Genomic DNA, 23,581 nt, shown 5'->3' on the forward strand with positions numbered 1-23,581 from the left:
TGGAGAATTTTATTAAAGCAGACCCCACTTTGAAGGGTGAGTCTTTCCTTTCGTTTGTAAAGAAGACTCTATCACATAAGTGCTGACTTCCTCCCCGCCCTAAAGGGCGAGGCTTGTCCTTCCTTTGTCAGACTCCATTAAATATCTACCGTTTAAAATCAATAAAATGAATTTTTACTTTAAGATTGTTTAAGAAAAATCTGACCTCCTCTCTGCCCTAAGGGCGAGGTCTGCCGTTCTTTTTATCACTATCAGAATTAGTATCACTCATTTAATAAAATGGAAGACTTATGGTATTAGTACAGCTCTTCCTAATATCTGTCCTCTCTTCAATTCCTCTAAAGCTTGATTAGCTTCTGTAAGTGAGAAAGTCTTAACATTTACCCTCACCTTACCCTGGACATATAGTTCAACTAGTTCAGCTAACTCATTATACGTGCCTACTAAATTTCCAACTACGCTTATCTCTCTGCTGATGAAATCCACCGTTAGATCTCTGAACTCTCCACCATAACCTACTATAGAATACAACCCTCCCTTCCTTATCATTTGAAGCGAATCTCTAGGAGTGTTATGCTCACCTACGAAATCAATTACCACGTCAACGCCTACATTATCAGTTATCTTCTTAATCTCATCTATTGCGTCCTTAGCTAATATCGTATAATCTGCTCCTAACTCCTTTGCGAACTTTAATTTTCGTTCATCAATATCAATTGCTATGATTTTAGCTGATGTTAATGCTTTAGCTACTTGTAAACCTATATGACCTAAACCTCCTACGCCAATTATTGCTAAAAACGTGCCGGGATAAAGTTCTTTAGAAACTTTCTTTACTGCATGATATGCAGTTAATCCTGCATCAGCTAATGGAGCCATCGAAACTAAATCAACACCCTTAGGTACCTTTACAGCTGAAAAAGCTGACGTCTTCAGATATTCTGCATATCCTCCATCAGTACCATCTAAACCTGGAAACTTTCCATTAACACAATGCATGTCATTTCCAGCTCTACAAGCCTTACATCTCCTACAAGTTATAAATGGGTGTAATATTACTTGATCCCCTCTCTGTAGCCAATCAACATTATCACTAACTTCTTCAACTATTCCTACGTTCTCATGTCCTATTGCAAAAGGTAGTTTTGGATTAAAGATATCCTTCCATACTCCTTCTTGGATATGCAAATCAGTTCTACAAACCCCAGCCCCTCTTATCTTAACAATTATGTCATAAGGCGAGGTAATTTTAGGCTCTGGGACTTCATCTACACTTAATGGTTTATTATACTCGTGAATCCTTACAGCCTTCATTTCTCTTTCGCCTCAGCTATTAGTTTGCAGAACTCCCCGTTTATACTTAACGAAAGTTTAGTTAATCTATCTTCTTTACCTCTTTTCTCTACCATAAACTTATTCCTAACCTCTTCATAATGATTTCCTATTGCCTCATCTTGATAACATTCTTTAAATGTTAACCCTCTATTGATACATTCACTTAATCTCTTAGCATCGTGATGGTCAATAACGTTTATTATTACATTAGGTAATTTTCTCTTAATATCTTCCATTATCATATAAAGAAATATTGGCGGCCAGAAGAAGGTTGGAGGAGAAATAGTAATTGTCAACTTACCATTTTTATCGATATTATAACCCTTCAAGAACTTCAAATCAATAATGGAATTGTTAGTTTCTGGATCTATTACCTCCTTGATTATATCCTCTATATTCATGTTCAATCACTTATAATTTAACTTGTAACACGTTCCTTCTTTTAGAAATCTCATCTTCTCTTTTTACCACTTCTTCTATCGGAATTCCCCATAACTTAGCAGAGTTCTCATATAATATCTTCTTCTTCACGTCTAACGTCAATTCAACACCATATTCTCTCTCAATATCTTTAGGTAGTTCGAACTTTATGAAGTCCTCTATTATCCACTTTGGATTCCATATTGCATAATCTGAACCATAAAGTATTCTATCCGGTCCTAGCCAGAAGAGCAGTTCAGCCATGATTTGGGCAAAATATCTAGGCCTTTTCCTTATGAAAGCTGTCGCAACAGCTAAACCAGCGTAAACGTTCTTATCCTGAACCCCTATCCAGCAGAAGTCGTCTAATCTAGGTAAGCCTACATGAGTTACAACAAATTTCATCTCTGGAAAAGATGATGCTGCAGAGTCAACGTCTTTAACGTCAAATGCGTCCTTATCTAAAGGCCAAACCGTTGGACCCTTGTGTGGGACTAATATCTCTATTCCCAATGATTTGCTGAACTCTATGAACTCGAAAGCCTCTTTAGAGTCTAATCTCCAGCCTCTGGATAAACTGCCATTAATCTCCTTCCATTCAGCGGTGTATAACTTTACGTGCTTCATTTGCCATGGTTTAACCCTATACTTTCTAACGTCTTCTTCTAGTTGCCTTTTACCCTCTTCACCATCTCTAGGATCCCATCTAGTACCTATAACAAACTTGTAGGGATTTTCTAATGCTAACTTTCCAAACTCCTCAGTATTGCCAAAAGGTCTTCTATAAAAGTAAAGTAAATACTGGGGCTGAGTTATGGCAACATCTACATAACCCTTAATCATTACATCTTCTATCATTCTATTATGCCCATAGTACTTGAACGTGTTAAAATCCATGATATAATCTTCTGGGCTAAGACTCTTATGGTAGTCATAAAAACAATTTATCCATCCTTTACCTAATTCTGGTCTTAGCCAATTATCTTCATCAGCTCTCCAAACGTGGACGTGATAATCTATTACCGGTATTTCATGCCTTTTTCCTTCTTGGGTTTCAACTATTATCATATTAATCAATTTAATATTATCTCTTTAGCATATAAGGATTATCGTGATAATAAGCATAATAAGGATTAAGATAGTTCGAATTTGATGTAGTGGATGATAAATATAAGGTGGTAAAACTAACTCCCCCTTTAGAGGGGTTCCCCTCATCGATTCTGAATTGTATCTCTTATCTTTAAGGGGCAGTTAAGACACTCGGATTACCATAAGTATTATTATTATAACAACACCACGATCTTTCTCATAACCACAATTTACACAACGATAGTACTTATGAGTAAAAGGCATATCGCATAGGAAAATCTATAACGCCAATAAGCTATATATAAGCATGCATTCCTAGACTTTTTAGAAAGTGAGTTTCGTCATTTATGGCAGGGAGGAAGTCAGTTATACACTAGATTACTTCCGGTTTATTATCCGAAAATATAATAAAGGAAGATATTAGAATAAGATAGAATGTTAGCATATGTGTTTTGGCATCAAAGAGGAAGTGAGTTTACTGAAAAGGAATATGATGATGCATTGATAAGTTTTCATAAGTATTATAATAATAACGTCAAGGTCAAAGGTTACCTAGGCTCTATAGTAGTAAAAGTCGATTATGTCCCTTGGTCTAATGAATCTGCATACGAGGACTGGTATTTTATAGAAAGTTCTAAAACTTTGGATATACTTAACGATTCTATAGTAAACGATCCCAGTACTAAACGGGTGCACGATATAATCGCCAAAATGGCTAGAAATGGAAAAGGCGGGTTATATAAACTATTAAGAGGTGAGTTTAAGACTCCATCGTTAAAGTACGCTTATTGGATTTCGAAACCGTTAGGCTTAAAGTATGAGGATTTTTACACTGAAATATATGCTTTTGCAAAAAATTTATGGAGAAAGCAGTTAGCTATGTCTCCATTAACTGAGTTCGTGGTATTTTCCAATGAGGAGATTGATATTAATCAGAAGTTCTCGCCCATAAAACAAAGGAGAGAATTGATTTACTCGTATTTTAATTAGAACGTCATTACTGAAGTTTTTATGAATAAAATATTATGAGAGTATAAGAAATCACTAAATAAGAGCCTAATAATATTGTCAGCCTTAAGATTTTTAGGAATAGTTTCTTTTAAGTTTCTTGTAGTGTTACTATATATACTAGGATAGAGTTACTTTAGTACCATAATCTTTTTTTAGGTTTTTAAATAATAATTAATTGAAAGTTAAATACGCCTTATGATACACACATTAATTCATATTAAAATAGTTAGGAACTTTCCTATTAGCTGCATAAAATTTTTAAGTATTACGAAAGAAAATTTAGGACAAAGTGAACAATAATCGTATTCCAATCGAAATACTTTTAATCACTTTTTAATGTTCATGATATTACGCAAAGTAAAGCTTTTAAATTACAAAGGAGTAGTTCTATAAAAATGCTGTCGATTGTTATACCAGCGTACAACGAAGAGAAAAGAATCAACAAGACGTTGGGTTCTTTAAAAGATTGGTTACCTAACTCAGAAATCATCGTACTATTCGATGGTAACGATAACACTGCAGAAGTAGCTAAAATGTATGGAGTGAAAGTTATAGAGTATAAAACCAGAGTGGGTAAGGGTGCAGCCCTCAGAGATGGAATCATTAGATCAATGAATAAAAAGATACTTCTGTTAGATGCTGACTTGCCGGTAATGAAGAATGACATTGAAAAGATATTATTAACTGATGCTGATCTAGTGTTACCCAAGAGAAAAATTATAGGCATGCCATTGAGAAGAAGATTTTTGCATAAAGCGTTTATATTACTGGTAAAAATATTCTTTCCTAGTTTAGCAGAATTTTCCGATTTTCAATCGGGCGTTAAATTAATTGATAAGGAAAAAGTCAGTAATTTAATAGACGAATTAATTATAAATGACTTACTATTTGATGTAAACTTGATTTACGCCTTTAAGAGAAGGGGGTATAAAATAAAGGAAGTTGAAATTAGCTATATTCATGATGAAAGCAACAGTAAAATATCTAAGAAATTGGTTAAAGTAATAATACTAATGTTCTTATCCCTAGTCAAGTTGAGGGTTTACTACTCCCCACTTAGAAAGATTCTCCACACTAATACATTCAATAAGGTTCAAAGCTACATACTCAATAAGCTAAGGTAGCATTTTTCCACCTAATTCCTTGCCAATAATTTGAGAATATTCTTAAAGTTTCTATATTGTAGTATTGATATTTGAGAGCTATATTTTACCTAAGAGAATAAGAAATAAACGTTAAGAGTGTTATAGCTTGCAGATAGTAGTTTTAGTGGAGAAGCTTGATACAAACCAAAAATATTTACGTATAATATTTGGATTTAATTGAATTTTAAAAAAATTAATTTTTCTCTTCTGTTACTTGATATTTTCCGATTGAGTAATAATAGATTACGCCAACTATCATCCATACTAAGAACGTTATCACACCTATTAATACTGGAATGTTTACAGATGTAGTGATTATATTTGCGAATATTACAAACGATATTATAGCGTTTATTATGATTGTTAACAATATATTCCATATACTTAGGGCGTTATTCCTCCTTAATATTAGCAATAGACTTATGTTGGCGAAGAATAGCGCAATGAGGAATCCGAAAGTCGATGTTATACCTACAGCCAGAAACACATTAGCTGGACCTATAACTAATGAGAAAATTATAGTGTATATTAATGAGAAGGCTAATGAGAAAAATATCGCTATGTAAGGGGTTTTTCTAAATTTATGTACTTCGTGCAACTTTCTTGACAGCACTCCATCCCTTCCCATCGCGAACAACACTCTGGAAACCGTGTTAAAGAATGTTACGGAGTCAGTTAATCCACTATTAATTAATAAGATTGTTAAGATTAATCCTAAGATGAGTCCTCCGTATCTTACACCTAACACTATTCCAGGGACTAAATTATTGAAGAAACTAGGCATATTGTTTACTCCCCATCCAGTAACGAAGGCAGTACTCGCCAAAATGTAAGTAATCCCAACAAGTAACGCGCTAGTGAAAACTCCTTTAGCTATAGTATTCTTAGGGTCTACTGATTCTTCTCCGAGGACTGATGTAGTCTCATAACCAGCAAAGGCTAAAAAAGCGAAAGCCATGCCTACACCTATATTGAAAACAGAGGGAGCATAAGCGGGGGTAAATGTCTTAGGATCCGGTGGAACTTTTGACATTATTAGCAGAGAGGTTCCAATTATGAAAGCTATTTCTAGCATGCTCATTATTAGGGAAAATCTTAGGGATGGTCTTATACCTAAGTATGATAAAACTCCACCAAACAGTGACACTATTATAACTATTGGTAACCAAAGCCAATCTGGCGTATTAAGACCAATGACGCTAAAAGCTGCAGGTAAGAATACACCTACTGATAAGTAGATGAAGACTAGAGCAGTTAACGTATAAAGTACGTAAGCCCAACCTATTAAGTAACCTACAAATTTTCCAAATCCATAGGAAATGAAGGCATAGATACCTCCTGCACTCTGAACATATCTAGCGGTTATTGAAAGCCTGGTGGCGTCCAATAATACTGCAAATAGGGCTAATACCATAGCTAACGGGAGTGATGCGTACGTATATGCCGCTGCCCCTGTCAGTGTAACTAAACTTGCCATAGCAGGAGCTGCTCCACCTATACCTTGAGCTAATACTTCCTTATATGTTATTGAATTTTTGGCTAGGTATTTGTCATCCTTATTCGGCATAACTCGTAAATAACATATTCGGATTTAAGCATTTTTTATGAAGTTGAAAGAATCTTCTATAAAAATATAAACCTTAAATCTAAAGTTTATTTAATATATACGATTTTAATCTATCTAAAAAGTTACGAAACGAGTAAAGCTATTTATGAATGGGAGGAAATATCTACACATATAAATAATGTAAACTATCTGTTAATAGTTAACGGTAGTTCAAAGTCTATAAGCACTCTACGGCATTTAATGTGTGAAGAATTACCTTTTCTAAAGCTAGGCTACTCAGCTTTATATAATTAAAAACTATATAATTATATTGTGTCAAATATAACTACAATATCCATTAGTGAGAAAACGAAAAAGTTGTTAGAGCTAAAGAAAAAAGAAATTGAGGAAAAGATTAATAGACCTTTATCTTGGGACGAGTTCTTTAATGAGCTATTAAAAGAAGAAGTCCCAAAGTTGTCACCGGAGAAGGCAGAATTGCTAAAAAAGATTATTAAGGAGGATAGGACAAGATGGAAAAGAAGATTTGCCTAGATACTGACGTCTTGTGTGTGGACAACAATTTAATTTACCCCATATTCTAACTTATGCCAATAGATTTCGAGTAAATTGTATTGAAGAATATTTTTAGCCATCTCTTTATTGTGTTTCTTGTTGAGTTCCATGTGAAGTTCATGCCTGCTAGTTTTAGGCTTCTGAACAAGAGAATGTCTTGTAGACTGATGCCTTATCGTGTAGGAAGATAACTTTATCCTTCCAATTCTCAAGCTTAATACCATTTACGTAAACGTAGAAGCTATCACTCCTAAGAACATGAAGAATACACAGACTCGTAATGCCTAACAACCCATCTCACCATTAACCCTCATCAACGTAGTGTGAGGCAATGAAGTCCTCCAATTTGGCAAGCGAGTAAGACGTCAAGGCTAATCTCGTCCAAGGAATGAAAGTAAGTTTAAAAGGATAAGAGATAATTTGGGTAAGCGAGGAAATCAAACCTATTCTCATCCTAATAAATAACTCTAAAAATACTTTTCCACAATAAGGAAAATTCAATTTATATCAAAACAACCAAATTGTTGTTCACACACAAATGAGGAAAGCCATTTATGGATGGGGAGAAGTAAGTATAGATGGATTAGCCCTTTAACTTCACTACTGGTGTTATCAAGGTTCCTAAATTGCTTATACTTATTTCTACTATATCACCATCTCTTAATCCCTTATCCCTTCCCGGAACTATGGCTGTACCAGTAGTTAATATAGTGCCGTCAGGTATAGGATTATTTCTAATCAAGTATTGTATTTGTTCTTCAATTTTCCTTCTCATCTTGCTTGTGCTTACACTACCCTCATAGAACACCTTATTCTCCCTAATTATTCTCAATCTTATTTCTAAGTTATATGGATCCCCTATTTCGTCTGGAGTTACTATGAAAGGACCAAAAGCGCAACAACCACTATATATTTTAGATTGAGGTAAGTATAATGGATTTTCAGCTTCTAGGTCCCTAGCTGACACGTCGTCCATAATTGTATATCCCAATATTTTTCCCTTAGAGTCTAAAACAACGGCAAGTTCTGGCTCTGGCAATGTCCATTCAGAGTCTGACCTAACACCAATTGCCTCGCCGTGACCTACACATCTATCAGCTGTAGCCTTAAAGAATATTTCTGGTCTTACTGCATCATAAACCCTTTCATAAATCGTCATACCTAAAATTTTAGCCACGTTTTCCTCTGAGTACCTCTGCCTAGCCATTTCGTACGAAATTCCAGAACCCCATACTTCTAAGGGATCAAACGGTTTAGTGATCCTTGCTTCATTTACCTCAAACTTATTCAGCAACACGTTATAATCTAAGTCTACTACCTTATCTCCTAGGACTTCCTTATTTTCTGAGTACCTTATTAAAGTTTTCACAGGATCTTCATCTAATCTGATCACATTATTATTTATTATTGCATATGATATGTAACAATTACTTTTCCTTCTCAAGACCCTAAATAGTTTCATAATTATAAATATTTATTCGAGAAGTAATAAGCTTGATACTAAACATGTTAACACTATAAAATTTAAAGCATGATTACAAAATGTTCATATGTCTTATCAAGAGTTAGCTGACAAGTGGATTAAGGGGAGTGGAGAAGAATATCTAGATGTTAATCCCGCTGATAAAGATCAAGTATTAGCTAAGATAAAATTATTTACTAAAGACGATGTTAGGGAGGCTATTAATAAGGCTATCAGTAAATTTGACGAATGGGCTAGGACCCCTTCCCCAAAGAGGGGGAGTATACTATTGAAGGCAGGGGAGCTCATGGAAGAGGAAGCTAAAGATTTTGCATTACTTATGACGCTAGAAGAAGGGAAAACGCTAAAAGATAGCATGGCAGAAGTGACTAGAAGTTACAATCTATTAAAATTCTATGGAGCTTTAGCCTTTAAATTGGGAGGAAAAACCTTACCATCAGCTGATCAAAACACTAGAATATTTACTATTAAGGAGCCTTTAGGAGTTGTTGCTGCAATAACGCCTTGGAACTTCCCTCTATCAATACCAGTATGGAAAGTAGCTCCGGCATTAGCAGCAGGAAACGCTGTAATAATAAAGCCTGCATCCAAGACACCTTTAATAGTAGCTAAGTTCGTAGATATATTACATAAAGCCGGATTACCGGAGGGCGTAATAAACCTTGTAGTAGGTAAAGGAAATGAAGTAGGAGACGTTATAGTTACAGATAATAACATAGCTGCAGTATCGTTTACTGGTTCTACGGAAACAGGTAAAAGGATATATAAACTAGTTGGCTCCAAAGACAGAATGACTAGGATACAATTGGAATTGGGAGGAAAAAATGCTTTATACATTGATAAAAGTGCTGACTTAACATTAGCATCAGAGTTAGCTGTTAGGGGTGCCTTTGGACTCACTGGACAGTCTTGTACTGCGACAAGTAGAGTGATTGTTCATAAAGAGGTTTATAGTCAATTTAAGCAAAAATTGTTAGAAAGGGTAAAGAGGTGGAAAGTGGGACCAGGTACCGAAGATGTTGATATGGGACCAGTAGTAGACGAATCACAATATAAGAAAGATTTACAGTACATTGAGGTTGGTAAAAATGAGGGAGCTAAATTAATTTATGGCGGGAATACATTGGGAGGTAAAGGGTATTTCCTAGAGCCAACTATATTTGAAGGAGTTTCTAAGGAGATGAGGCTATTTAAAGAAGAAATATTCGGACCAATCCTAAGCGTAACAGAGGTGAAGAGTTTAGATGAGGCTATAGATCTCGTGAATGCTGTTGATTATGGACATACCGCGGGAATTGTAGCAACTGACATAAGGGCAATAAATGAATTTGTTACAAAGGTTGAAGCAGGTGTTATAAAGGTTAACAAGCCTACAGTGGGTTTAGAGTTGCAAGCTCCGTTTGGTGGGTTTAAGAATTCTGGAGCTACCACGTGGAAAGAAATGGGAGAAGAGGCATTAGAGTTTTACACCAGAGAGAAGACAATATATGAGGGCTGGTGAGGTAGATTTTGTAATGAAAAGCATTTAAAGGCTATTGCTTTCTTCCCTCCTTCCTCATTTTATAAATTCGTTACAAAATTCGTGATAAGCCAAAAGTTTTTCATGATCGATTATAATAAAAAGTTTTTAGTATAACTGTTTTAGTTATACTGGCGATAAATTCTTGATGTAGAGATATTTTAAGTTTTATGGGATCATTATTATCGTTTTATCCTTTCTTATTTAAATAATATTTAACTGCCTTCTTTAATGCTCTTCTTAACGTTTCTTCTAACGTTGGTGGGCTTATTCCTAGCTTTTCAGCCAATTCTCTTAACGAAATTCTCCTATCCACATCGAAATAACCTAACTTATAAGCTAACTTCAATATCTCCATTTGCCTCTCAGTCAGTTCTTCACTGTCTATCTCAGAAATGTTAATAACGGTTACTTTAACTCCTATATTGTTCAGTTCTTCTAAAAATTTTTTTAGGGAATGCACGTTGGGTAACATTAGGGAATACATGACACTTTTGTTACCGATGACTTTCACTTTTTCCACAATCACATCATTGTGGTATAATAATTTACAAACACTACAACCATTAGTCCTTATCCAAACCTTATCCTCGCTTATTCTTAAAACTTTAAGCGAGGCTTTCTTAAGCTCTTCAACAACCTTACCATTATTTGACTTCAACTCAGCAACGTGATCAGTAACGTCATCACGCAGTTTTATATTCTCCACATTGGCATTGATACCCAATTTCTGGAAAGTTGCCATTACTTCACAAGGATGATTCTCTATTAGGATTGTAGCCTCAACGGGTTGTTTCATCTATTCTAACTCTCATTGACCTTTAATAAGTTTTCCAAATATTCCTTAAGTGCTATGGCATTATTATGAGGTGATCTAGCAGAATATAACAAGGTAATGTTATTAGATTTCTTTACTAGCTCTAAGAGAACCTTTACTTTTGGATTATTATTCAATTCATTAAAATATCTTGCTTTGAATTCCTCCCATTTACTAGGATCATGATTAAACCACTTCCTTAATTCCTCTGATGGAGCTATATCTTTAAGCCAAACATCAATCTGATTTTTCTTAATTCCCCTAGGCCATAGTCTGTCAACTAGTATCCTAATTCCATCATCTTTTTCTTGCTTCTCGTACACTCTTTTTACTTTTATCATTTTCACTATAATTACCTCACTTAGTGTATAAAAGCTATAACCTAAACCTTTAGGGTATCTGACCTCTTTCCCGCCTTAAAAGGTGAGGTTTGCTGTTCTCTTAATAGTGAAGTACAAGGTAATTATTATTAACTTTTTTCATACACCCGTAATATTAAATATATCTAACTATAAAATAGTACGTCTTTGTTGAATCTTTTTATCCATCTTTAACCTATGCTATCTTATGTGGATCAAAAGTCCTATAGACTTACTATATTTCGAGCACTCGATATTAAGGGTTAGATTTTCAATTGCCCTTTCTCTTCTCGACAAGTCTGAAAACGAGGCGATAGAAATCCTTGAGAAGACGCACGACTTCATTGTTAATTGGCATGCAAAAATTGAGGATAAGTATGTTTTCCCGCTATTCGGAGATAAGGCTAAACCATTTAGCAATGATCATTTATTAATAGAGAAATATGGGGGATCTGCGATAAAGGAGAGAAGAAAGGATTGGATAAAAAGATATGTCAAAATAGTTTTAGACCACAATTTAAACGAGGAGGTGATGCTCTTCAGTGATAGTATTGTGATAAAAGAAGACGTGATGAAGTATATATTGGACGATGCTAAGAAGTACCCCTTATATTCAGAGCTTACTGGACTGAGGCTGCAATAAGGCTGAGAAGAGAGAAGAACTAGCTTGATAAAGGCTAGTGTGAAAAATTATAATGGTGGAAAAAGTGGAAAAGGGAGAAAAACTAGAAACAGTAAAGATTAAAGCTGGAACAAAAAAGAAATTAATAAAGTTAATAGGAAAATTGGAAATGAAGTATGGAAGAAAATTCACTATTGATGATGCAATAAACTATTTGTTAGAAAAGAGGAGAGGAAAAAGACCTGAACTCTTAGATCAAGTATTTGGAGTAGCTAAAGGCGTTGAGCTGTACGAAATGTTGAGGGCTGAGAGGAGAGAAGATAGGGCTGTCAGAAAGTTTAGTTCTTGATAGCGGTATATTGCTATCCTTTATTGAAGGGAAGTACAAGGAAATTTTTGATAAGATAAGGAGTGGTAAAATAAGACCTATAGTTAATTCGTTAAGCTTAGTTGAAACCTATTACATTATTTGTAGGACTTTGGTGCAGAGAAGGCTGAGGAGATAATTGATAACTTAATAAGTTCAGGGTTATTTAGAGTAGTTGGAGTTAATAGGAAAGTAATAAGGGAAGCTGGGAAGTGTAAGTGTAAATACCCTATCTCATTAGCTGACTGTATAACAATAGCTACTGCGAGGGTGGAAAATACTAAAGCCTTATTTAGAGAGGAGAGGGAGCTTAAAGAACTAAATATTCCAGAGGTTATTTTAATAGGTGAATAAGGGCTTTAGTATTAGGAGGAACTTTCCTATTCAACTCGAATAGCTAGAAAAACATATAAGCCTTGCTGACAAAGGAAGGACAAGCCTCGCCATTTATCGCGGTGAGGAAGTCAGAGTTAAGAAAGCTTTCTACTGATCTCCTCCCCGCCTTAAAAGGTGAGACTTGCCTTTTCTTGGTCACGGCCAGAGTCCATTAAAGAAATAGGGTCCATGAGGTATGCTGAGCTAATGAGATGAAAGGACTGAAGTAAGTGGAGTGAAATAAAGAGACGCAAGGAAGAGTTAGTATTTATTGAAATGGATATATTTACAAAGTGAGGAAAGCCTCTATGGCGGGGAGGAAGTTAGAACTAATATAGTGAGTGCTATAACAAAAAAGTTAACGTCCCAGTCAATATCAGCAAAATTACGAAGAATATATCCCTCTTAATTCCTCTCCTACCTAATTTTCCAATTTCCTTAGCGGAGCTCAGCTTAGCCCCCGGTAGTAAATACCTCGTTGAAGGCTCTAAAAGTGTAATTAGCATTAATGGAGTTTTAACGCTTAGTATTATGAGGATTATTACCGAGATTACCCAAGAAACTTCTACTACCTTTTTATCTAATTTTCTATACGGTATCTTGTATTCCACATATAAAGCACCGGTAAAAATATATAATATCCAATAAATGGAAGGTAAAATAAAGTTATTATCAACAAAGATACTCCAAACGATTGATAAGGATGCTAGGAATGTAGTGCCTAATACGTTTCCCCACATTGCGTTCTTGACATAAAATAACCAAAGCGTTATAAAGATTAGAAGTAATGGGATAAAGATGAAAATGGACGGCTTAATAAACAAGTAAGGAATGCCAGCTAATATAATCAATAAGAAGTCCTTGTAACTCAATCTAATTATTGATATCTTAGGCTGTAGATATTCTAAAATGGGTAAGGTATATACTAGTATAGGGATAAGGATTAACGATCTGATGGCGTTTATGCTGTAAAACGGTATTAGGGACACTAAGTATGACAAAACGCCGACAAAGTATAAGGCATGATTTCTAGCTTTAACTTTCACCATAAGACACCATGACTAGCTTTCCGTGATTAAAAAAAATCTGTACCCTAAACCTTTTGGGTGTAAAACCTAATCTTTTAGGGTCTACCATTATTTACTTTTAGTCTAGAGACTAACCTATGTGGAAAGAAGAAATTAAAGAGGAACACCTTGTTATTCTCAAGGCGACTAAATCATTACTATATTCTTATGCTATAAAAACCCTCTTAGGGGATTCCAATTATTTCAATGATATACTATCTTTTTATAAAGACTTCTATTATACCTTCGTAATCAGTTGCCACAATAAAAAAGAAGAGAGAATAGCTTCAATAAGCGGGTTTGATGAAGTGGTTAAAGATCATCCATCTATGAAAAGCTTGGCGGAAAAAGCTCTCAATTCACAAGAAGGGATAGGAGAATTCGTGAGTACAATGCTAGATCATATTACTGAGGAGGAGAATAGATGGTTAAACAATTTAGATGGGGATTACTCTGAGGTATTAGAGGAGGTTGAGAGGGAAATAGGAGAAGATGTACATAGAAATTATGTAATTAAGGCAAATGAGATTTTCAGTAAAATAATGGATAACTACTCAATTATAGATACTATACAGCATAAGGTTAAAAGAGATAAGGTAATTCTTGTAACTGGGTTAGATCCAGAGAGATTACATAAGGTTAAACGTAAGGTGAAAGTGGGGGAAGATTTGTGGATAGCTGAGGTGTGATTTTTGAGCTTAGTTCAGAGATTAATAAAAGAACATTTGGAAGAGGATAGGTTAATTGAAGAAATAAGGGAATTGGGTAGTAACGAAAAATTTTATGAATTTTCAGAAAATTTGAAGAAACATATTTTCATTGAGGAAGAGATATTATTCCCTAAGCTTGGACTTGATCCTATAATTATAGAACTAATGCACCAACACGTTGCCATGTGGAATTTGATGAGTAGAATTGAGGAATCAGTAAAGGATGATGAGTATCTTAACTCATTAAGCCTATTATCCTCACTATTAAAAGTACATAATGCTATAGAGGAGAGTAACGTATATCCAGAACTCGAAAAACTAAATTTAAAGGACATAAATGAAAAAATGCCGAAGGAATGGGTTCCTAAGTTTATGAGAGAAAATTCCCTAACTTTTTAGGGTATATACTTTAGAATTTATTTTATGAATAGGGAATTATGGAGCAAAAAATCTTGGATGTAAGAAAATACTCACCGTCTGTTAGACACTCAATAATTCTTCAAGAGTTTGAGAAGTTAAAATCTGGAGAGGCAATGTACATTATAAATGATCATGAACCAGTCCATCTACTGCACTTCCTATCTCATAGAGAGGATTTTGATATGGATGCATATTATGCTAAAGAAATTGAAGGAGGTAAATGGATTGCCTTCTTAAAGAAGAAACAAGTCGAGGTCAGAAAAACGATTTTCACTAATTTCGATAAGAATAGAAAATTTTCGGAAAACTCATTCACACCAGTACAAGTCTATAGAACCAATAACTATGCTGTGATTTTAGCGTACTTTAAAGCTGGTCAATTTATACCTGTTCACAAACCTAACATAGATGTTATTCTGTTTATAAAGAAAGGTAAAGGAAAAGTTGTAGCAGGAGATGAGGAGTATGATGTTAAAGAAGGGGATTTGATAATAGTCCCTAAAGGCGAAAAAAGAGGGGTATTGGCTGAGACAGAAATGGAAATACTTCATATAGTTTCACCACCCCCTACTGAAAAAGATCATGAGGAAGTAGAAGATGGATTAAGGAAGGGCAAGTTTGAGGGTTAGGAGAGATGGTAAATATTGATGAGTGGAAAAGGAAAATAATGGAGGGGCTTAAAGAAGTATATGACCCAGAAATACCTATAGATATTGTAAATTTAGGTCTAATATATGAATTAAAAATAAGTGGGGATGGAGATGTTTATATTAGGGTTGGAGCTACAACACCAGCTTGCCCGGTTACGGAAGATCTAGTTTATACTGTAGAACAAGTGATTAAGGAAACTGTTAGCGCTAAAAGCATAAAGGTAGATCTAGATTTAGATACGAGATGGACTCCTTTAATGATGACTGAGGAAGGTAGAGAGCAGTTTAAACAGAAGTATGGTTACGATATAGTTCAGATGTGGAAATTACAATATGGGGAAGATCAATGAAAGTAGGAATGCTATTACTTATTGAAGGCTTTATTATTCTTTTATTTGGTGGAATACCCGCAGTTTTTAACTTCATGAATTTGCAAGGATTTCCTTACCCTTTACCTACAACATTTTTTGAATCTCATTGGTTTATTATGATTTATGGCTTCTTCTTAACAATAATAGGCAACGAAATACTTGTCGCGTTGAGCGTTGAATGGAGTGGTAAGCCTGCCCCTAATTATTACGTAATAGTATTCGCAATAACTGTGCTAATTTCCTTACTACTTTCAGTTCTATTACCTTCATCCCCTTATGCGCTATACGTGGTATTAATCTCCTTAGCTATGCTAATCTACCACTCTAAAATTTACTTTAATTCATCACAACTAGGATTAAAGCCAACAACGTATAATTACTTATTATTTGCAACTCTCATGATAACGATTTTCATCACCGCATTTCAAACTAACTTCGATTTACCTTGGTTATCCCTAATTTTCCCTACACTTACTATCTTCTCCGTGATGAGTAGGGACATTGGACTAGTATTCGGAGGAAGATTAATTAGAGATAAGGAAATAGCCGCAGCTTATATTTTCCTACTTTTAGGACTTTTGATTTATCCTTTAACCTTAGCATCAGTTTTTATATTTTTAGGATGGCTACTCTCCTTCCATGGATCTGGGTTATTAAAGGCTAAAGGAAGACTATATCCAAGGATTAGTCTGAGTATAGCTTGGACTTGGCTTTTAGCTTCAGCAATCTTGTCGTTGAAGAGTTATGATGCCTTCATACACTCAATTGCTGTAGGTTTTTTATTTAATACGGTATTTGGAGTAGATGCAGTATTAATAGACATGTTAATTGCCTCCACAGGCTTTCACATTAAGATTAAACCTTCATACATACCCATTATAATTCTTAATATCGGATTATTGCTGAGAACAATATACGATTTAGGTTTCAGCTCACCATTATTGATATTATCCGCACCTCTGCAGGGGATTGGAATTTTATCATTCTATTTAAACACATTTAGACAAGTATTTAAACAGATAAGAAAAGGATATAAAGTAGAAAAATGAGCTCACCAAATTCGAAAAAAGAATATACAGTATAGAGTTTTTTCTGACCTCCTTCCCGCCCTAAAAGGGTAAGGCTTATCGTTCCTTTATCATTATAACTATACAGTTTATCAAATATGTACCAAAATCCTCCTAAGAAATGAATTAGAAGGAAAACAATTGTTATAGAAATGAATTGATATGAGAAGTTTAGAAAGGTTATGAGCAGAAAAGAGTAGTATATCATCTCGAATATAGCTAATGGAACTCCTATCTTTCGATTTACGGTCCTATGTTTTATTAATGCTAGTGTACCTATCAAAGCATGCTCTAATACCATTATTTACGATAAAATTGTAACGACTAAGTCCATAAAAGGATTGACAAAATGTTGATTAATAGTTTATACCCTAAAAGTTAAGGGTAATAATGTATATGCATGTTTTTCAAACAATATATTATGGTAAAATATATAAGTTACGTCAGTAATGATACGAGAAGAGAAATTTATAGTCTCGTATTAAAGTATCTAACTTCTAAACAAGTTAAAGAGATTGTAGGGGAACATAAGAAAAGTTTCTTCTGGGCTAGTAGAGCTAAGGTATCTGATGAGGCTATTGAAAGATTATTACAATATTTGCCAAATGAAGCTAAAATACAAGTTCTTGAGCTTATTGAAAGAGATCTTAAAGATGCTTTGAGCATTGTAGAAAAGGAGATTCAGTATCTAAAAAAACGAGCTGACTAAAAAGTTTTCTGGACCTCTTCATGCCTTATAGGGCTATGTCTTCTTCATTTTCCTTTCAAGAGTTCTGCTGAAGTCTTTATAGCATTGATAATGTTTATATATCCCGTACATCTACAAATATTCTTTATCGCATAATACATTACGTCTTTATCTGCATCTGGATCCACATTATTTAAGTAATCATGTGTAACCATCATAAACCCGTGAGTACAATACCCACACTGCATTGCATAATTCTCGAGGAAAGCTTTTTGTAAGTAGTTTAATTCATAACTGTTATTGCCTAATCCTTTAATAGTCCTTATATCCTTATTTATTGCTTGAATAGCAAGCATATTACAAGACTTAACCGACTTACCATCTATTAATACGGTGCAGGCTCCGCATTTACCTTCATCACATCCCCTTTTAACCTCCACAAATCCTTTATCCCTTAAGAAATCTAAGAGAAGTTTTCTCGCCTCAGTGTATCCCTCAATCTCTTCTCCATTTACCCTTAATTTTATGGCATATACTTCCCTAACGTCCAAACTTACGCCGGTATGCCAATCATTTATAATCTCTTTTTTTGGTAATTTTATGTTATTATATCCTAAGATAGTGGAGACTAATAAATTCCTAGCTAATCTAATCCTATATTCTTTACTGCCATGTGAATCAGAGATCACATTAAGGTTCACATCTCTAAGTAAACTGTCAGCTAAGGCATACAAGTCCATTTTCTTTAATTCGCTTAATTTGACTCCTAATAATGGATTTTCCTTAAATAGTACTGGCTTCTCAAACACTCCACCTATAGAAATTCTAGAAGAGATAATCTCCTCTTTATCCACTTCAAACGTTACTGCAACTAAGGCTGTCGGATATGATGCTCCTCCTCTCTTGATAAGATTAAAGTTGCTTATTATGTTTGATCTTAAAGGTATTTCAACGCTTTCAATTAACTCTCCTTCCCTTAAATCATTAGTATAAGGACCTTTAACGAAGTCCTCTAATTTGATCTTTCTCTTACCTCCATTTTCTTCTACGATCACTACGTTAGCGTCTAATGTTAATAAGATTGGGAAGTAATTACCAGATGGATCAGTGTGGGCTATCGATCCCCCTATAGTCCCTCTATTTCTGACTTGTAAATCTGCTATGGTCCAAGCTGATTTAGCTAAAGCTTCAAATTTTTCTCTGATAATCTTGCTAGTAGCTATTTCGTTGTGAGTAGTTAAAGAACCTATCTTTATCGCTCCTTCCCTCTCTTCTATTCCTTTTAGCTCCTTTAACTCGTTAATATCCACTAGCTTCTCGACGTTAATGACCCTCAACTTAAGCATTGGGATTAAACTTTGGCCTCCTGCTAATGCCTTAGTGTTAGAGTCCTTTAGAATTTTGAGTGCCTCTGACAGATTCAAAGGTCTCTCATACTTGAACTTTTTAGGAAAACCTAGAGCGAACATTATTTCATCACTTCCATTAACTTTTCTGGAGTTATGGGAACTTCACTTTTTATTCTCCTTCCTAATGCATTAGAAATCGCATTAATTATGGTTGCTAAAACTCCCATCATAGGACCTTCTCCACCTCCTAAAGCACCTGAAGGTATGTAGTCAATTTGGCTTTCGAAGTGCTTCATAATCACCTCGATATCTAATGCTTCTGAAAGTGTTGGAGTCTCATAAGCATCAAAGGTTGTTACTAAAGGATTTCCTTCTTCATCGTAAGTTAATCTTTCATATAGTGTCTCTGCTATGCCATGAAATAGACTTCCAATAGTCTGTCCCTCTAATAATTCCTTCTTTAATATTTTCCCCACATCATGTATTATTACATATTTTAGTATTTTAACGTCATAAGTAATAGGATCGACCTTAACTATTCCTAGATGCGCTTGAATTGCATATCCTAGAGATGAGTTTATCTTATCTCCTTCTGCTGGTTTCAAGAAAGGATATGAATAAAACGTTACTACTGATAAATTACCTTGGTTAGAGTATGGATCCCAGTGGAAGGAAGAGGCTAAAGTCTTTATATCTACACTTTTGTTGGGATTCTCCTTATCATAAAACTTGCCGTCAGAGAATCCTACCTCCTTTGCCTCTAAGTATCTCTTAGCTAATTCGCTCATTTTTTCTTTAAGCTCTTGACAAGCCTTAATTACTCCACTCATCACGATAGGAGAGAATCTACTCGAGTAACTTCCACTAGCTAAGGTCCATGGCATGGATGTATTTATCCTCGTCTCGACTTTCACTCTAGAGGGGTCAATACCGAATTCCTTAGCGACTATTTCAGTTATTACTGTTTCGTGACCCAAGCCCTCATTTGTATCATTGACGAAAACGCTTATTGAACCGTCATAATTTACGCTCATTATTACGTAATCTCCATGGGCTGAATGCTTATGTCTTCTCTTAGAGCCCTCAATTGCTAGATCAACGTAACCTAAATTAGTACCACTTGGCTCAACGAATATACTAATTCCTACGCCTATATAAGGTTCCTCCTTCTTAAACTTTCTATACTCCTCCTCTAATTCCTTAACTACTCTTTCATAGTCTTGTTTTGGGTAAAGCCCTCCAGAGGCAGTTTCGTAGAAATAATATCCATTAATTTGTCTATCAAAACTCCTTATCAGATTTCTTTTCCTTAATTCTAATGGATCTATCTTTAACTCTTCTGCTAATTTATCTATACTAGTTTCTAATGCGAGGTAAAATTGGGGAGCACCATAACCTCTATTTAAGCCCGTCGGGGATTTATTAGTTAAAACTACAGTGTAATCTGCTTCAATGTTTCTCACATCGTACGCACCATTTAAGTTACCTTGAACTCTAAACAATGCTCCAGGTTCTGGAGGTCTAGGATAAGCCCCAACGTCTTCATAAAATACGTATCTTATCCCCCTTATTCTTCCATCTCTATTAGAAGCTATTTCTACATAGCCTTCTCTATCTGCATTAGATGAGGAAGCTATAAAACTCTCAGTTCTGGTTTCATTCCACCTAACAGGGTGATGAGAGAGTATCGAGGCAACTGAGGCTAACGTAACGTATGGATACAAAGAGTACTTAATACCAAAACTTCCTCCAATATCCCTCGGAGTAGTTATTCTGATTTGTGTTTCTGGAATGCCTAATGCTCTACTTATAAAATAAGCTTGTAACAAAGGTCCTTGAATGTTTGCAATAATGTTTAAGTTATCGTTCATATAAGCTAATACTCCATAAGTCTCCAATGGTAATGCGGAATGTCTAGCTACTTTGAATTCATTTTTAATTATGACATCAGCTTCTCTAAATGCCTCTTCCACATTTCCAAATGTCATTCTCCTATGAGCTACTACGTTAGTACCTAACTCTTCATGAACTAATACCTTCCCTTCTAACGCTTCTCTAATCGTAATAACTGGCTTTAATGGCTCAATATCTACATTAACGTAATCCAGTAAGTCTATTGCCTTGTACGGATCATCAGCTAATACTACTGCTATAGGTTCTCCAATGTATCTGACCTTATCCTTAGCTACTGGATAATAAGATATATTTGCTGAAACACCAAGAGGGAAAGGGTTCTTAATTACCTTGAGTATATCTTGGTTAGTGTAAGCAATACCGCCATGCTTATATACGTCACTTACGTCCACCTTTTTTATTTTCCCGTGGGGGGAATAACTCCTATAAATTGCCATGAATAGAGTGCCTTGAGGACTAGGAATGTCAGAAATGTACTCTCCAGCGCCCCTTACTGATCTAAAACCCTCGATATAATGAGTTGGCATCAGTTAAATATCTGTGTATAAACATTAAAAAAGTAGCTTAAATTATGTTAGAAGTGTATTTATGCCTTCGTAAAAGCAAAATATATTGAAACTAATGTCAATGCACCGCCTATGATTTGTTGAAACGACGGTACTTGATTGAAGATTAAGTAAGCTAAAATCGTAGCTACTACTGGTTCTATTAACTCAGCTGAGGTAACCAAGCTTATAGGTAGTTTGTTAGCAGTATAGATAACTGAACCATGACCTATAAGGGTAGGAATGAGGACTAGCCCTAGAATTGCTAATATGGAAACTAAATTTACTTCACCTATACTGAAGAATGGAATTATGGGAATCATGAATGAGGAACTTAAGATATAAATGAAAGGTGCAGTTGAAAGGAAACTGTACTCTACTTTTGAGAGGAAGTACGTATAGAGAGCGAAACAAATCGCTGAGAGCAGTGCTAGCATATTCCCTAATAAACTTCCAAAAGACGTTGTGTAATTCATTATAATAATACCAATAATAGCTGTGATAATAAACACGTCAAACCTTTTCCTAAGCAACATTGCGAAGATAGGACTAGTAGAGACCAGTATCGTAGAAGCAGCTATTGTAGTCAGAAATACACTAGACACGAAAAACAGCATGTGGAGAGCTAAAAATAGTGATGGGATAATGAGAAGTTTTATTGACGTGTTAGTATTGTTTTTCACCTTTTTTCTTATAGGTAGTAATATTAGACCAGCTAAAATGAATCTAAAAAAGGTAATGTAAGGAGGAGATAGACTAGTTAACTTCACAAATATAGCTGCAGTTCCAAACGCTACTCCTCCTAAGAATAAAATAACTTTTTCTTTCATCTTCTTATCTTCCTATTACGTTATTGATTAAACTAATATCACTCTATCTTTAATCATTTCCTTTATATCATTTTCGTTATATCCTAGCTCTTTTAGAATAGAAATAGTATGTTCTCCCAACTTTGGAGCTTTTGATTTCAAACTTCCAGGTAAGGGAAGTTTGGGTATTTTTAAACCATCTACTTCTTCCCATTCCACTAGATTTTCGTTAATTAGATCTGGAATATCCAACAATGGTGACGCAGGTATATCAAAACGTGACAAGTCATCTAATAACTCGTCTAACGTATAACCCTTAATCTTATCTTGTATTAACTCATGTAATACCTTCCTATTATTTACTCTCTTCTCATTACTCTCGAATCTAGAATCGTTTATTAGATTCTCTAAGCCGAGCACTTTACATAAAGATGACCACTTTTCATTGTTGTTTATAGCAATGTATATCAGCTTTTCGTCCTTAGTTTTAAACAACTCATATGGAGCCCAGAACGGTAGCTCATCCCTACCTCCATAAAAGAGCTTTCCCAAAGTTTGATAAGCTATAATATAATAGCCTAACCACGTTACTTCATTTTGAAGTATATCAATTCTATAATAACCGGGCTTGTTCATTAGCAAAGCCCACAACACAGTTATTACACAAGAATATGACGTACCCATATCAGTAATAGAAGCTGGTAATCTAGCGTTACCATTAGCTTTCATAATTCCACTCATAGCTTCTATTATCGTTCCAAAAGCAGGTTTTCTCTCGTATTTACCTTTAGGAAATCCTTTAATTGAGCAGTATACTAATGATGGATTTTCTCTCATTAATACCTCCTTTGTTAAGCCTAATTTCTCCATAGTATCCTCTGAGTAGTTCTCTATGAGTACGTTTGAACTTTTAATTAGCTTAAGAAAAATCTCCCTTCCCTTTTCACTTTTTAAATTTAAAGCAACTGATTTTTTCCCTCTATTGTTAAAGAGGAACATCGAATCTTTCAATACATCATCTCGTCTACTTGGGTCTCCATTAAGAGGTTCTACCTTTATCACCTCAAATCCTAGATTTGCAAGGATTAATCCAGCAAAAGGCGCCGCAATTACGTGTCCTAGCTCAATTACTCTCATGATAAATTATCATTTAGCATTCTAGATTATATAAATAACGCAAGTATGTTAATATAGGAAACGTTTTCCTATTGCGAGCGTTTAGAGTTCTTACAAAGTGATGAAAGCCGCGCCCTTTAGAGTGAGGATGAGTCAGTTATTTGTATACTATATATAAAATATTCATAGATCAAGTTTTAGTAAATATTTA

Annotated in this window: 26 protein-coding genes; 13 read left to right on the forward strand and 13 right to left on the reverse strand. The window is 34.9% G+C overall.

Annotated elements, in window-relative coordinates; all coding sequences use genetic code 11:
• Positions 1-288: 288 nt before the first annotated feature.
• From BFU36_RS07505 to BFU36_RS07515, 3 genes are read right to left on the reverse strand one after another with little or no spacing between them, the layout of a single operon-like run.
• On the reverse strand, positions 289-1,314 hold the full coding sequence (locus BFU36_RS07505) for an NAD(P)-dependent alcohol dehydrogenase (RefSeq protein WP_069283075.1): 1,026 nt from the start codon (positions 1,312-1,314) through the stop codon (positions 289-291).
• Positions 1,311-1,736, reverse strand: a complete 426-nt coding sequence (locus tag BFU36_RS07510) for an iron-sulfur cluster assembly protein (protein WP_185957817.1) — start codon at positions 1,734-1,736, stop codon at positions 1,311-1,313. The genes BFU36_RS07505 and BFU36_RS07510 overlap by 4 nt, the downstream gene beginning before the upstream one ends.
• A 10-nt stretch (positions 1,737-1,746) precedes the next feature.
• On the reverse strand, positions 1,747-2,823 hold the full coding sequence (locus BFU36_RS07515) for an amidohydrolase family protein (RefSeq protein ID WP_069283078.1): 1,077 nt from the start codon (positions 2,821-2,823) through the stop codon (positions 1,747-1,749).
• Between the two features lie 456 nt (positions 2,824-3,279).
• Between BFU36_RS07515 and BFU36_RS07520 the strand changes: the two genes are divergently transcribed.
• Together BFU36_RS07520 and BFU36_RS07525 are read left to right on the forward strand one after the other, a co-directional pair.
• Positions 3,280-3,834 (forward strand): hypothetical protein, encoded by a 555-nt coding sequence (locus BFU36_RS07520; protein ID WP_069283080.1) that lies wholly within the window; start codon positions 3,280-3,282, stop codon positions 3,832-3,834.
• A 416-nt stretch (positions 3,835-4,250) separates the two neighbouring features.
• Positions 4,251-4,979, forward strand: a complete 729-nt coding sequence (locus BFU36_RS07525; protein ID WP_069283082.1) for a glycosyltransferase — start codon at positions 4,251-4,253, stop codon at positions 4,977-4,979.
• Positions 4,980-5,193: 214 nt separating this feature from the next.
• On the opposite strand, the gene BFU36_RS07530 is transcribed toward BFU36_RS07525, so the two are convergent.
• Positions 5,194-6,567, reverse strand: a complete 1,374-nt coding sequence (locus BFU36_RS07530) for an APC family permease (protein ID WP_069283083.1) — start codon at positions 6,565-6,567, stop codon at positions 5,194-5,196.
• 312 nt (positions 6,568-6,879) lie between these two features.
• Here BFU36_RS07530 and BFU36_RS07535 point away from each other — a divergent pair, with 312 nt between their 5' ends.
• Complete coding sequence (locus tag BFU36_RS07535) at positions 6,880-7,101, forward strand: VapB-type antitoxin (RefSeq protein WP_231961080.1); 222 nt, start codon at positions 6,880-6,882, stop codon at positions 7,099-7,101.
• A gap of 29 nt (positions 7,102-7,130) precedes the next feature.
• On the opposite strand, the gene BFU36_RS13835 is transcribed toward BFU36_RS07535, so the two are convergent.
• Both BFU36_RS13835 and BFU36_RS07540 read right to left on the reverse strand, forming a co-directional pair.
• Positions 7,131-7,334: a hypothetical protein gene (locus BFU36_RS13835; protein ID WP_156770066.1), complete on the reverse strand. Its 204-nt coding sequence runs from the start codon at positions 7,332-7,334 to the stop codon at positions 7,131-7,133.
• 371 nt (positions 7,335-7,705) lie between these two features.
• Positions 7,706-8,587 carry a fumarylacetoacetate hydrolase family protein gene (locus BFU36_RS07540; protein ID WP_197490554.1) on the reverse strand — a complete coding sequence of 294 codons (882 nt, stop codon included), beginning with the start codon at positions 8,585-8,587 and terminating at the stop codon, positions 7,706-7,708.
• 85 nt (positions 8,588-8,672) lie between these two features.
• On the opposite strand from BFU36_RS07540, the gene BFU36_RS07545 reads away from it, so the two are divergent.
• Complete coding sequence (locus tag BFU36_RS07545; RefSeq protein ID WP_069283085.1) at positions 8,673-10,106, forward strand: aldehyde dehydrogenase family protein; 1,434 nt, start codon at positions 8,673-8,675, stop codon at positions 10,104-10,106.
• Between the two features lie 208 nt (positions 10,107-10,314).
• On the opposite strand, the gene BFU36_RS07550 is transcribed toward BFU36_RS07545, so the two are convergent.
• Together BFU36_RS07550 and BFU36_RS07555 are read right to left on the reverse strand one after the other, a co-directional pair.
• Positions 10,315-10,923, reverse strand: a complete 609-nt coding sequence (locus BFU36_RS07550) for a helix-turn-helix domain-containing protein (RefSeq protein ID WP_069283086.1) — start codon at positions 10,921-10,923, stop codon at positions 10,315-10,317.
• A 5-nt stretch (positions 10,924-10,928) separates the two neighbouring features.
• Entirely contained in the window at positions 10,929-11,282 is a 354-nt protein-coding gene (locus tag BFU36_RS07555) for a DUF488 domain-containing protein (protein ID WP_069283088.1), read from the reverse strand.
• Between the two features lie 226 nt (positions 11,283-11,508).
• Between BFU36_RS07555 and BFU36_RS07560 the strand changes: the two genes are divergently transcribed.
• The 3 genes from BFU36_RS07560 to BFU36_RS14255 all read left to right on the forward strand — a co-directional run bounded on the left by BFU36_RS07560 (position 11,509) and on the right by BFU36_RS14255 (position 12,643).
• Positions 11,509-11,943, forward strand: a complete 435-nt coding sequence (locus BFU36_RS07560; protein WP_069283090.1) for a hemerythrin domain-containing protein — start codon at positions 11,509-11,511, stop codon at positions 11,941-11,943.
• Between the two features lie 64 nt (positions 11,944-12,007).
• The gene (locus tag BFU36_RS07565) at positions 12,008-12,271 is read left to right on the forward strand and encodes a hypothetical protein (RefSeq protein WP_231961082.1); all 264 of its coding nucleotides are present in this window, start codon (positions 12,008-12,010) and stop codon (positions 12,269-12,271) included.
• Between the two features lie 168 nt (positions 12,272-12,439).
• Positions 12,440-12,643 carry a PIN domain-containing protein gene (locus tag BFU36_RS14255; RefSeq protein ID WP_231961294.1) on the forward strand — a complete coding sequence of 68 codons (204 nt, stop codon included), beginning with the start codon at positions 12,440-12,442 and terminating at the stop codon, positions 12,641-12,643.
• A gap of 365 nt (positions 12,644-13,008) precedes the next feature.
• Here the strand turns inward: BFU36_RS14255 and BFU36_RS07575 are convergent, their stop codons facing one another.
• Positions 13,009-13,713 (reverse strand): hypothetical protein, encoded by a 705-nt coding sequence (locus tag BFU36_RS07575; protein WP_069283094.1) that lies wholly within the window; start codon positions 13,711-13,713, stop codon positions 13,009-13,011.
• A 116-nt stretch (positions 13,714-13,829) separates the two neighbouring features.
• Here BFU36_RS07575 and BFU36_RS07580 point away from each other — a divergent pair, with 116 nt between their 5' ends.
• The 6 genes from BFU36_RS07580 to BFU36_RS07610 all read left to right on the forward strand — a co-directional run bounded on the left by BFU36_RS07580 (position 13,830) and on the right by BFU36_RS07610 (position 17,658).
• Positions 13,830-14,420 carry a hypothetical protein gene (locus tag BFU36_RS07580; protein ID WP_069283096.1) on the forward strand — a complete coding sequence of 197 codons (591 nt, stop codon included), beginning with the start codon at positions 13,830-13,832 and terminating at the stop codon, positions 14,418-14,420.
• 3 nt (positions 14,421-14,423) lie between these two features.
• Entirely contained in the window at positions 14,424-14,840 is a 417-nt protein-coding gene (locus BFU36_RS07585) for a hemerythrin domain-containing protein (protein WP_069283097.1), read from the forward strand.
• Between the two features lie 38 nt (positions 14,841-14,878).
• Entirely contained in the window at positions 14,879-15,490 is a 612-nt protein-coding gene (locus tag BFU36_RS07590; protein WP_069283101.1) for a DUF2249 domain-containing protein, read from the forward strand.
• Between the two features lie 5 nt (positions 15,491-15,495).
• The gene (locus BFU36_RS07595; protein ID WP_069283103.1) at positions 15,496-15,861 is read left to right on the forward strand and encodes a metal-sulfur cluster assembly factor; all 366 of its coding nucleotides are present in this window, start codon (positions 15,496-15,498) and stop codon (positions 15,859-15,861) included.
• Positions 15,858-16,931, forward strand: a complete 1,074-nt coding sequence (locus BFU36_RS07600) for a nitric oxide response protein (protein WP_069284663.1) — start codon at positions 15,858-15,860, stop codon at positions 16,929-16,931. Before BFU36_RS07595 ends, BFU36_RS07600 begins: the two co-directional genes overlap by 4 nt.
• Before the next feature lie 439 nt (positions 16,932-17,370).
• On the forward strand, positions 17,371-17,658 hold the full coding sequence (locus tag BFU36_RS07610; protein ID WP_069284664.1) for a hypothetical protein: 288 nt from the start codon (positions 17,371-17,373) through the stop codon (positions 17,656-17,658).
• A gap of 44 nt (positions 17,659-17,702) precedes the next feature.
• Here the strand turns inward: BFU36_RS07610 and BFU36_RS07615 are convergent, their stop codons facing one another.
• The 4 genes from BFU36_RS07615 to BFU36_RS13845 are packed head-to-tail and all read right to left on the reverse strand — an operon-like array spanning position 17,703 to position 23,394.
• Entirely contained in the window at positions 17,703-19,106 is a 1,404-nt protein-coding gene (locus tag BFU36_RS07615; RefSeq protein ID WP_069283105.1) for an FAD binding domain-containing protein, read from the reverse strand.
• A complete protein-coding gene (locus tag BFU36_RS07620; RefSeq protein ID WP_069283106.1) occupies positions 19,106-21,427 on the reverse strand; it encodes a xanthine dehydrogenase family protein molybdopterin-binding subunit in 2,322 nt (773 codons plus the stop codon). The genes BFU36_RS07615 and BFU36_RS07620 overlap by 1 nt, the downstream gene beginning before the upstream one ends.
• Before the next feature lie 59 nt (positions 21,428-21,486).
• Positions 21,487-22,275 (reverse strand): DMT family transporter, encoded by a 789-nt coding sequence (locus BFU36_RS13840; RefSeq protein WP_069283107.1) that lies wholly within the window; start codon positions 22,273-22,275, stop codon positions 21,487-21,489.
• Between the two features lie 27 nt (positions 22,276-22,302).
• Complete coding sequence (locus BFU36_RS13845; RefSeq protein ID WP_069283108.1) at positions 22,303-23,394, reverse strand: CaiB/BaiF CoA-transferase family protein; 1,092 nt, start codon at positions 23,392-23,394, stop codon at positions 22,303-22,305.
• Positions 23,395-23,581 lie beyond the last annotated feature (187 nt).

Origin of the sequence: Sulfolobus sp. A20, assembly GCF_001719125.1 — an archaeon.
Taxonomy (GTDB): Archaea; Thermoproteota; Thermoprotei_A; order Sulfolobales; family Sulfolobaceae; genus Saccharolobus.

Coding starts and splice junctions, on each gene's coding strand:
- BFU36_RS07505 (WP_069283075.1), bottom strand. CDS start 1,314: ATGAAGGCTGTAAGGATTCACGAGTATAATAAACCATTAAGTGTAGAT.
- BFU36_RS07510 (WP_185957817.1), bottom strand. CDS start 1,736: ATGAATATAGAGGATATAATCAAGGAGGTAATAGATCCAGAAACTAAC.
- BFU36_RS07515 (WP_069283078.1), bottom strand. CDS start 2,823: ATGATAATAGTTGAAACCCAAGAAGGAAAAAGGCATGAAATACCGGTA.
- BFU36_RS07520 (WP_069283080.1), top strand. CDS start 3,280: ATGTTAGCATATGTGTTTTGGCATCAAAGAGGAAGTGAGTTTACTGAA.
- BFU36_RS07525 (WP_069283082.1), top strand. CDS start 4,251: ATGCTGTCGATTGTTATACCAGCGTACAACGAAGAGAAAAGAATCAAC.
- BFU36_RS07530 (WP_069283083.1), bottom strand. CDS start 6,567: ATGCCGAATAAGGATGACAAATACCTAGCCAAAAATTCAATAACATAT.
- BFU36_RS07545 (WP_069283085.1), top strand. CDS start 8,673: ATGTCTTATCAAGAGTTAGCTGACAAGTGGATTAAGGGGAGTGGAGAA.
- BFU36_RS07550 (WP_069283086.1), bottom strand. CDS start 10,923: ATGAAACAACCCGTTGAGGCTACAATCCTAATAGAGAATCATCCTTGT.
- BFU36_RS07555 (WP_069283088.1), bottom strand. CDS start 11,282: ATGATAAAAGTAAAAAGAGTGTACGAGAAGCAAGAAAAAGATGATGGA.
- BFU36_RS07560 (WP_069283090.1), top strand. CDS start 11,509: ATGTGGATCAAAAGTCCTATAGACTTACTATATTTCGAGCACTCGATA.
- BFU36_RS07575 (WP_069283094.1), bottom strand. CDS start 13,713: ATGGTGAAAGTTAAAGCTAGAAATCATGCCTTATACTTTGTCGGCGTT.
- BFU36_RS07580 (WP_069283096.1), top strand. CDS start 13,830: ATGTGGAAAGAAGAAATTAAAGAGGAACACCTTGTTATTCTCAAGGCG.
- BFU36_RS07590 (WP_069283101.1), top strand. CDS start 14,879: ATGGAGCAAAAAATCTTGGATGTAAGAAAATACTCACCGTCTGTTAGA.
- BFU36_RS07595 (WP_069283103.1), top strand. CDS start 15,496: ATGGTAAATATTGATGAGTGGAAAAGGAAAATAATGGAGGGGCTTAAA.
- BFU36_RS07600 (WP_069284663.1), top strand. CDS start 15,858: ATGAAAGTAGGAATGCTATTACTTATTGAAGGCTTTATTATTCTTTTA.
- BFU36_RS07610 (WP_069284664.1), top strand. CDS start 17,371: ATGGTAAAATATATAAGTTACGTCAGTAATGATACGAGAAGAGAAATT.
- BFU36_RS07615 (WP_069283105.1), bottom strand. CDS start 19,106: ATGTTCGCTCTAGGTTTTCCTAAAAAGTTCAAGTATGAGAGACCTTTG.
- BFU36_RS07620 (WP_069283106.1), bottom strand. CDS start 21,427: ATGCCAACTCATTATATCGAGGGTTTTAGATCAGTAAGGGGCGCTGGA.
- BFU36_RS13840 (WP_069283107.1), bottom strand. CDS start 22,275: ATGAAAGAAAAAGTTATTTTATTCTTAGGAGGAGTAGCGTTTGGAACT.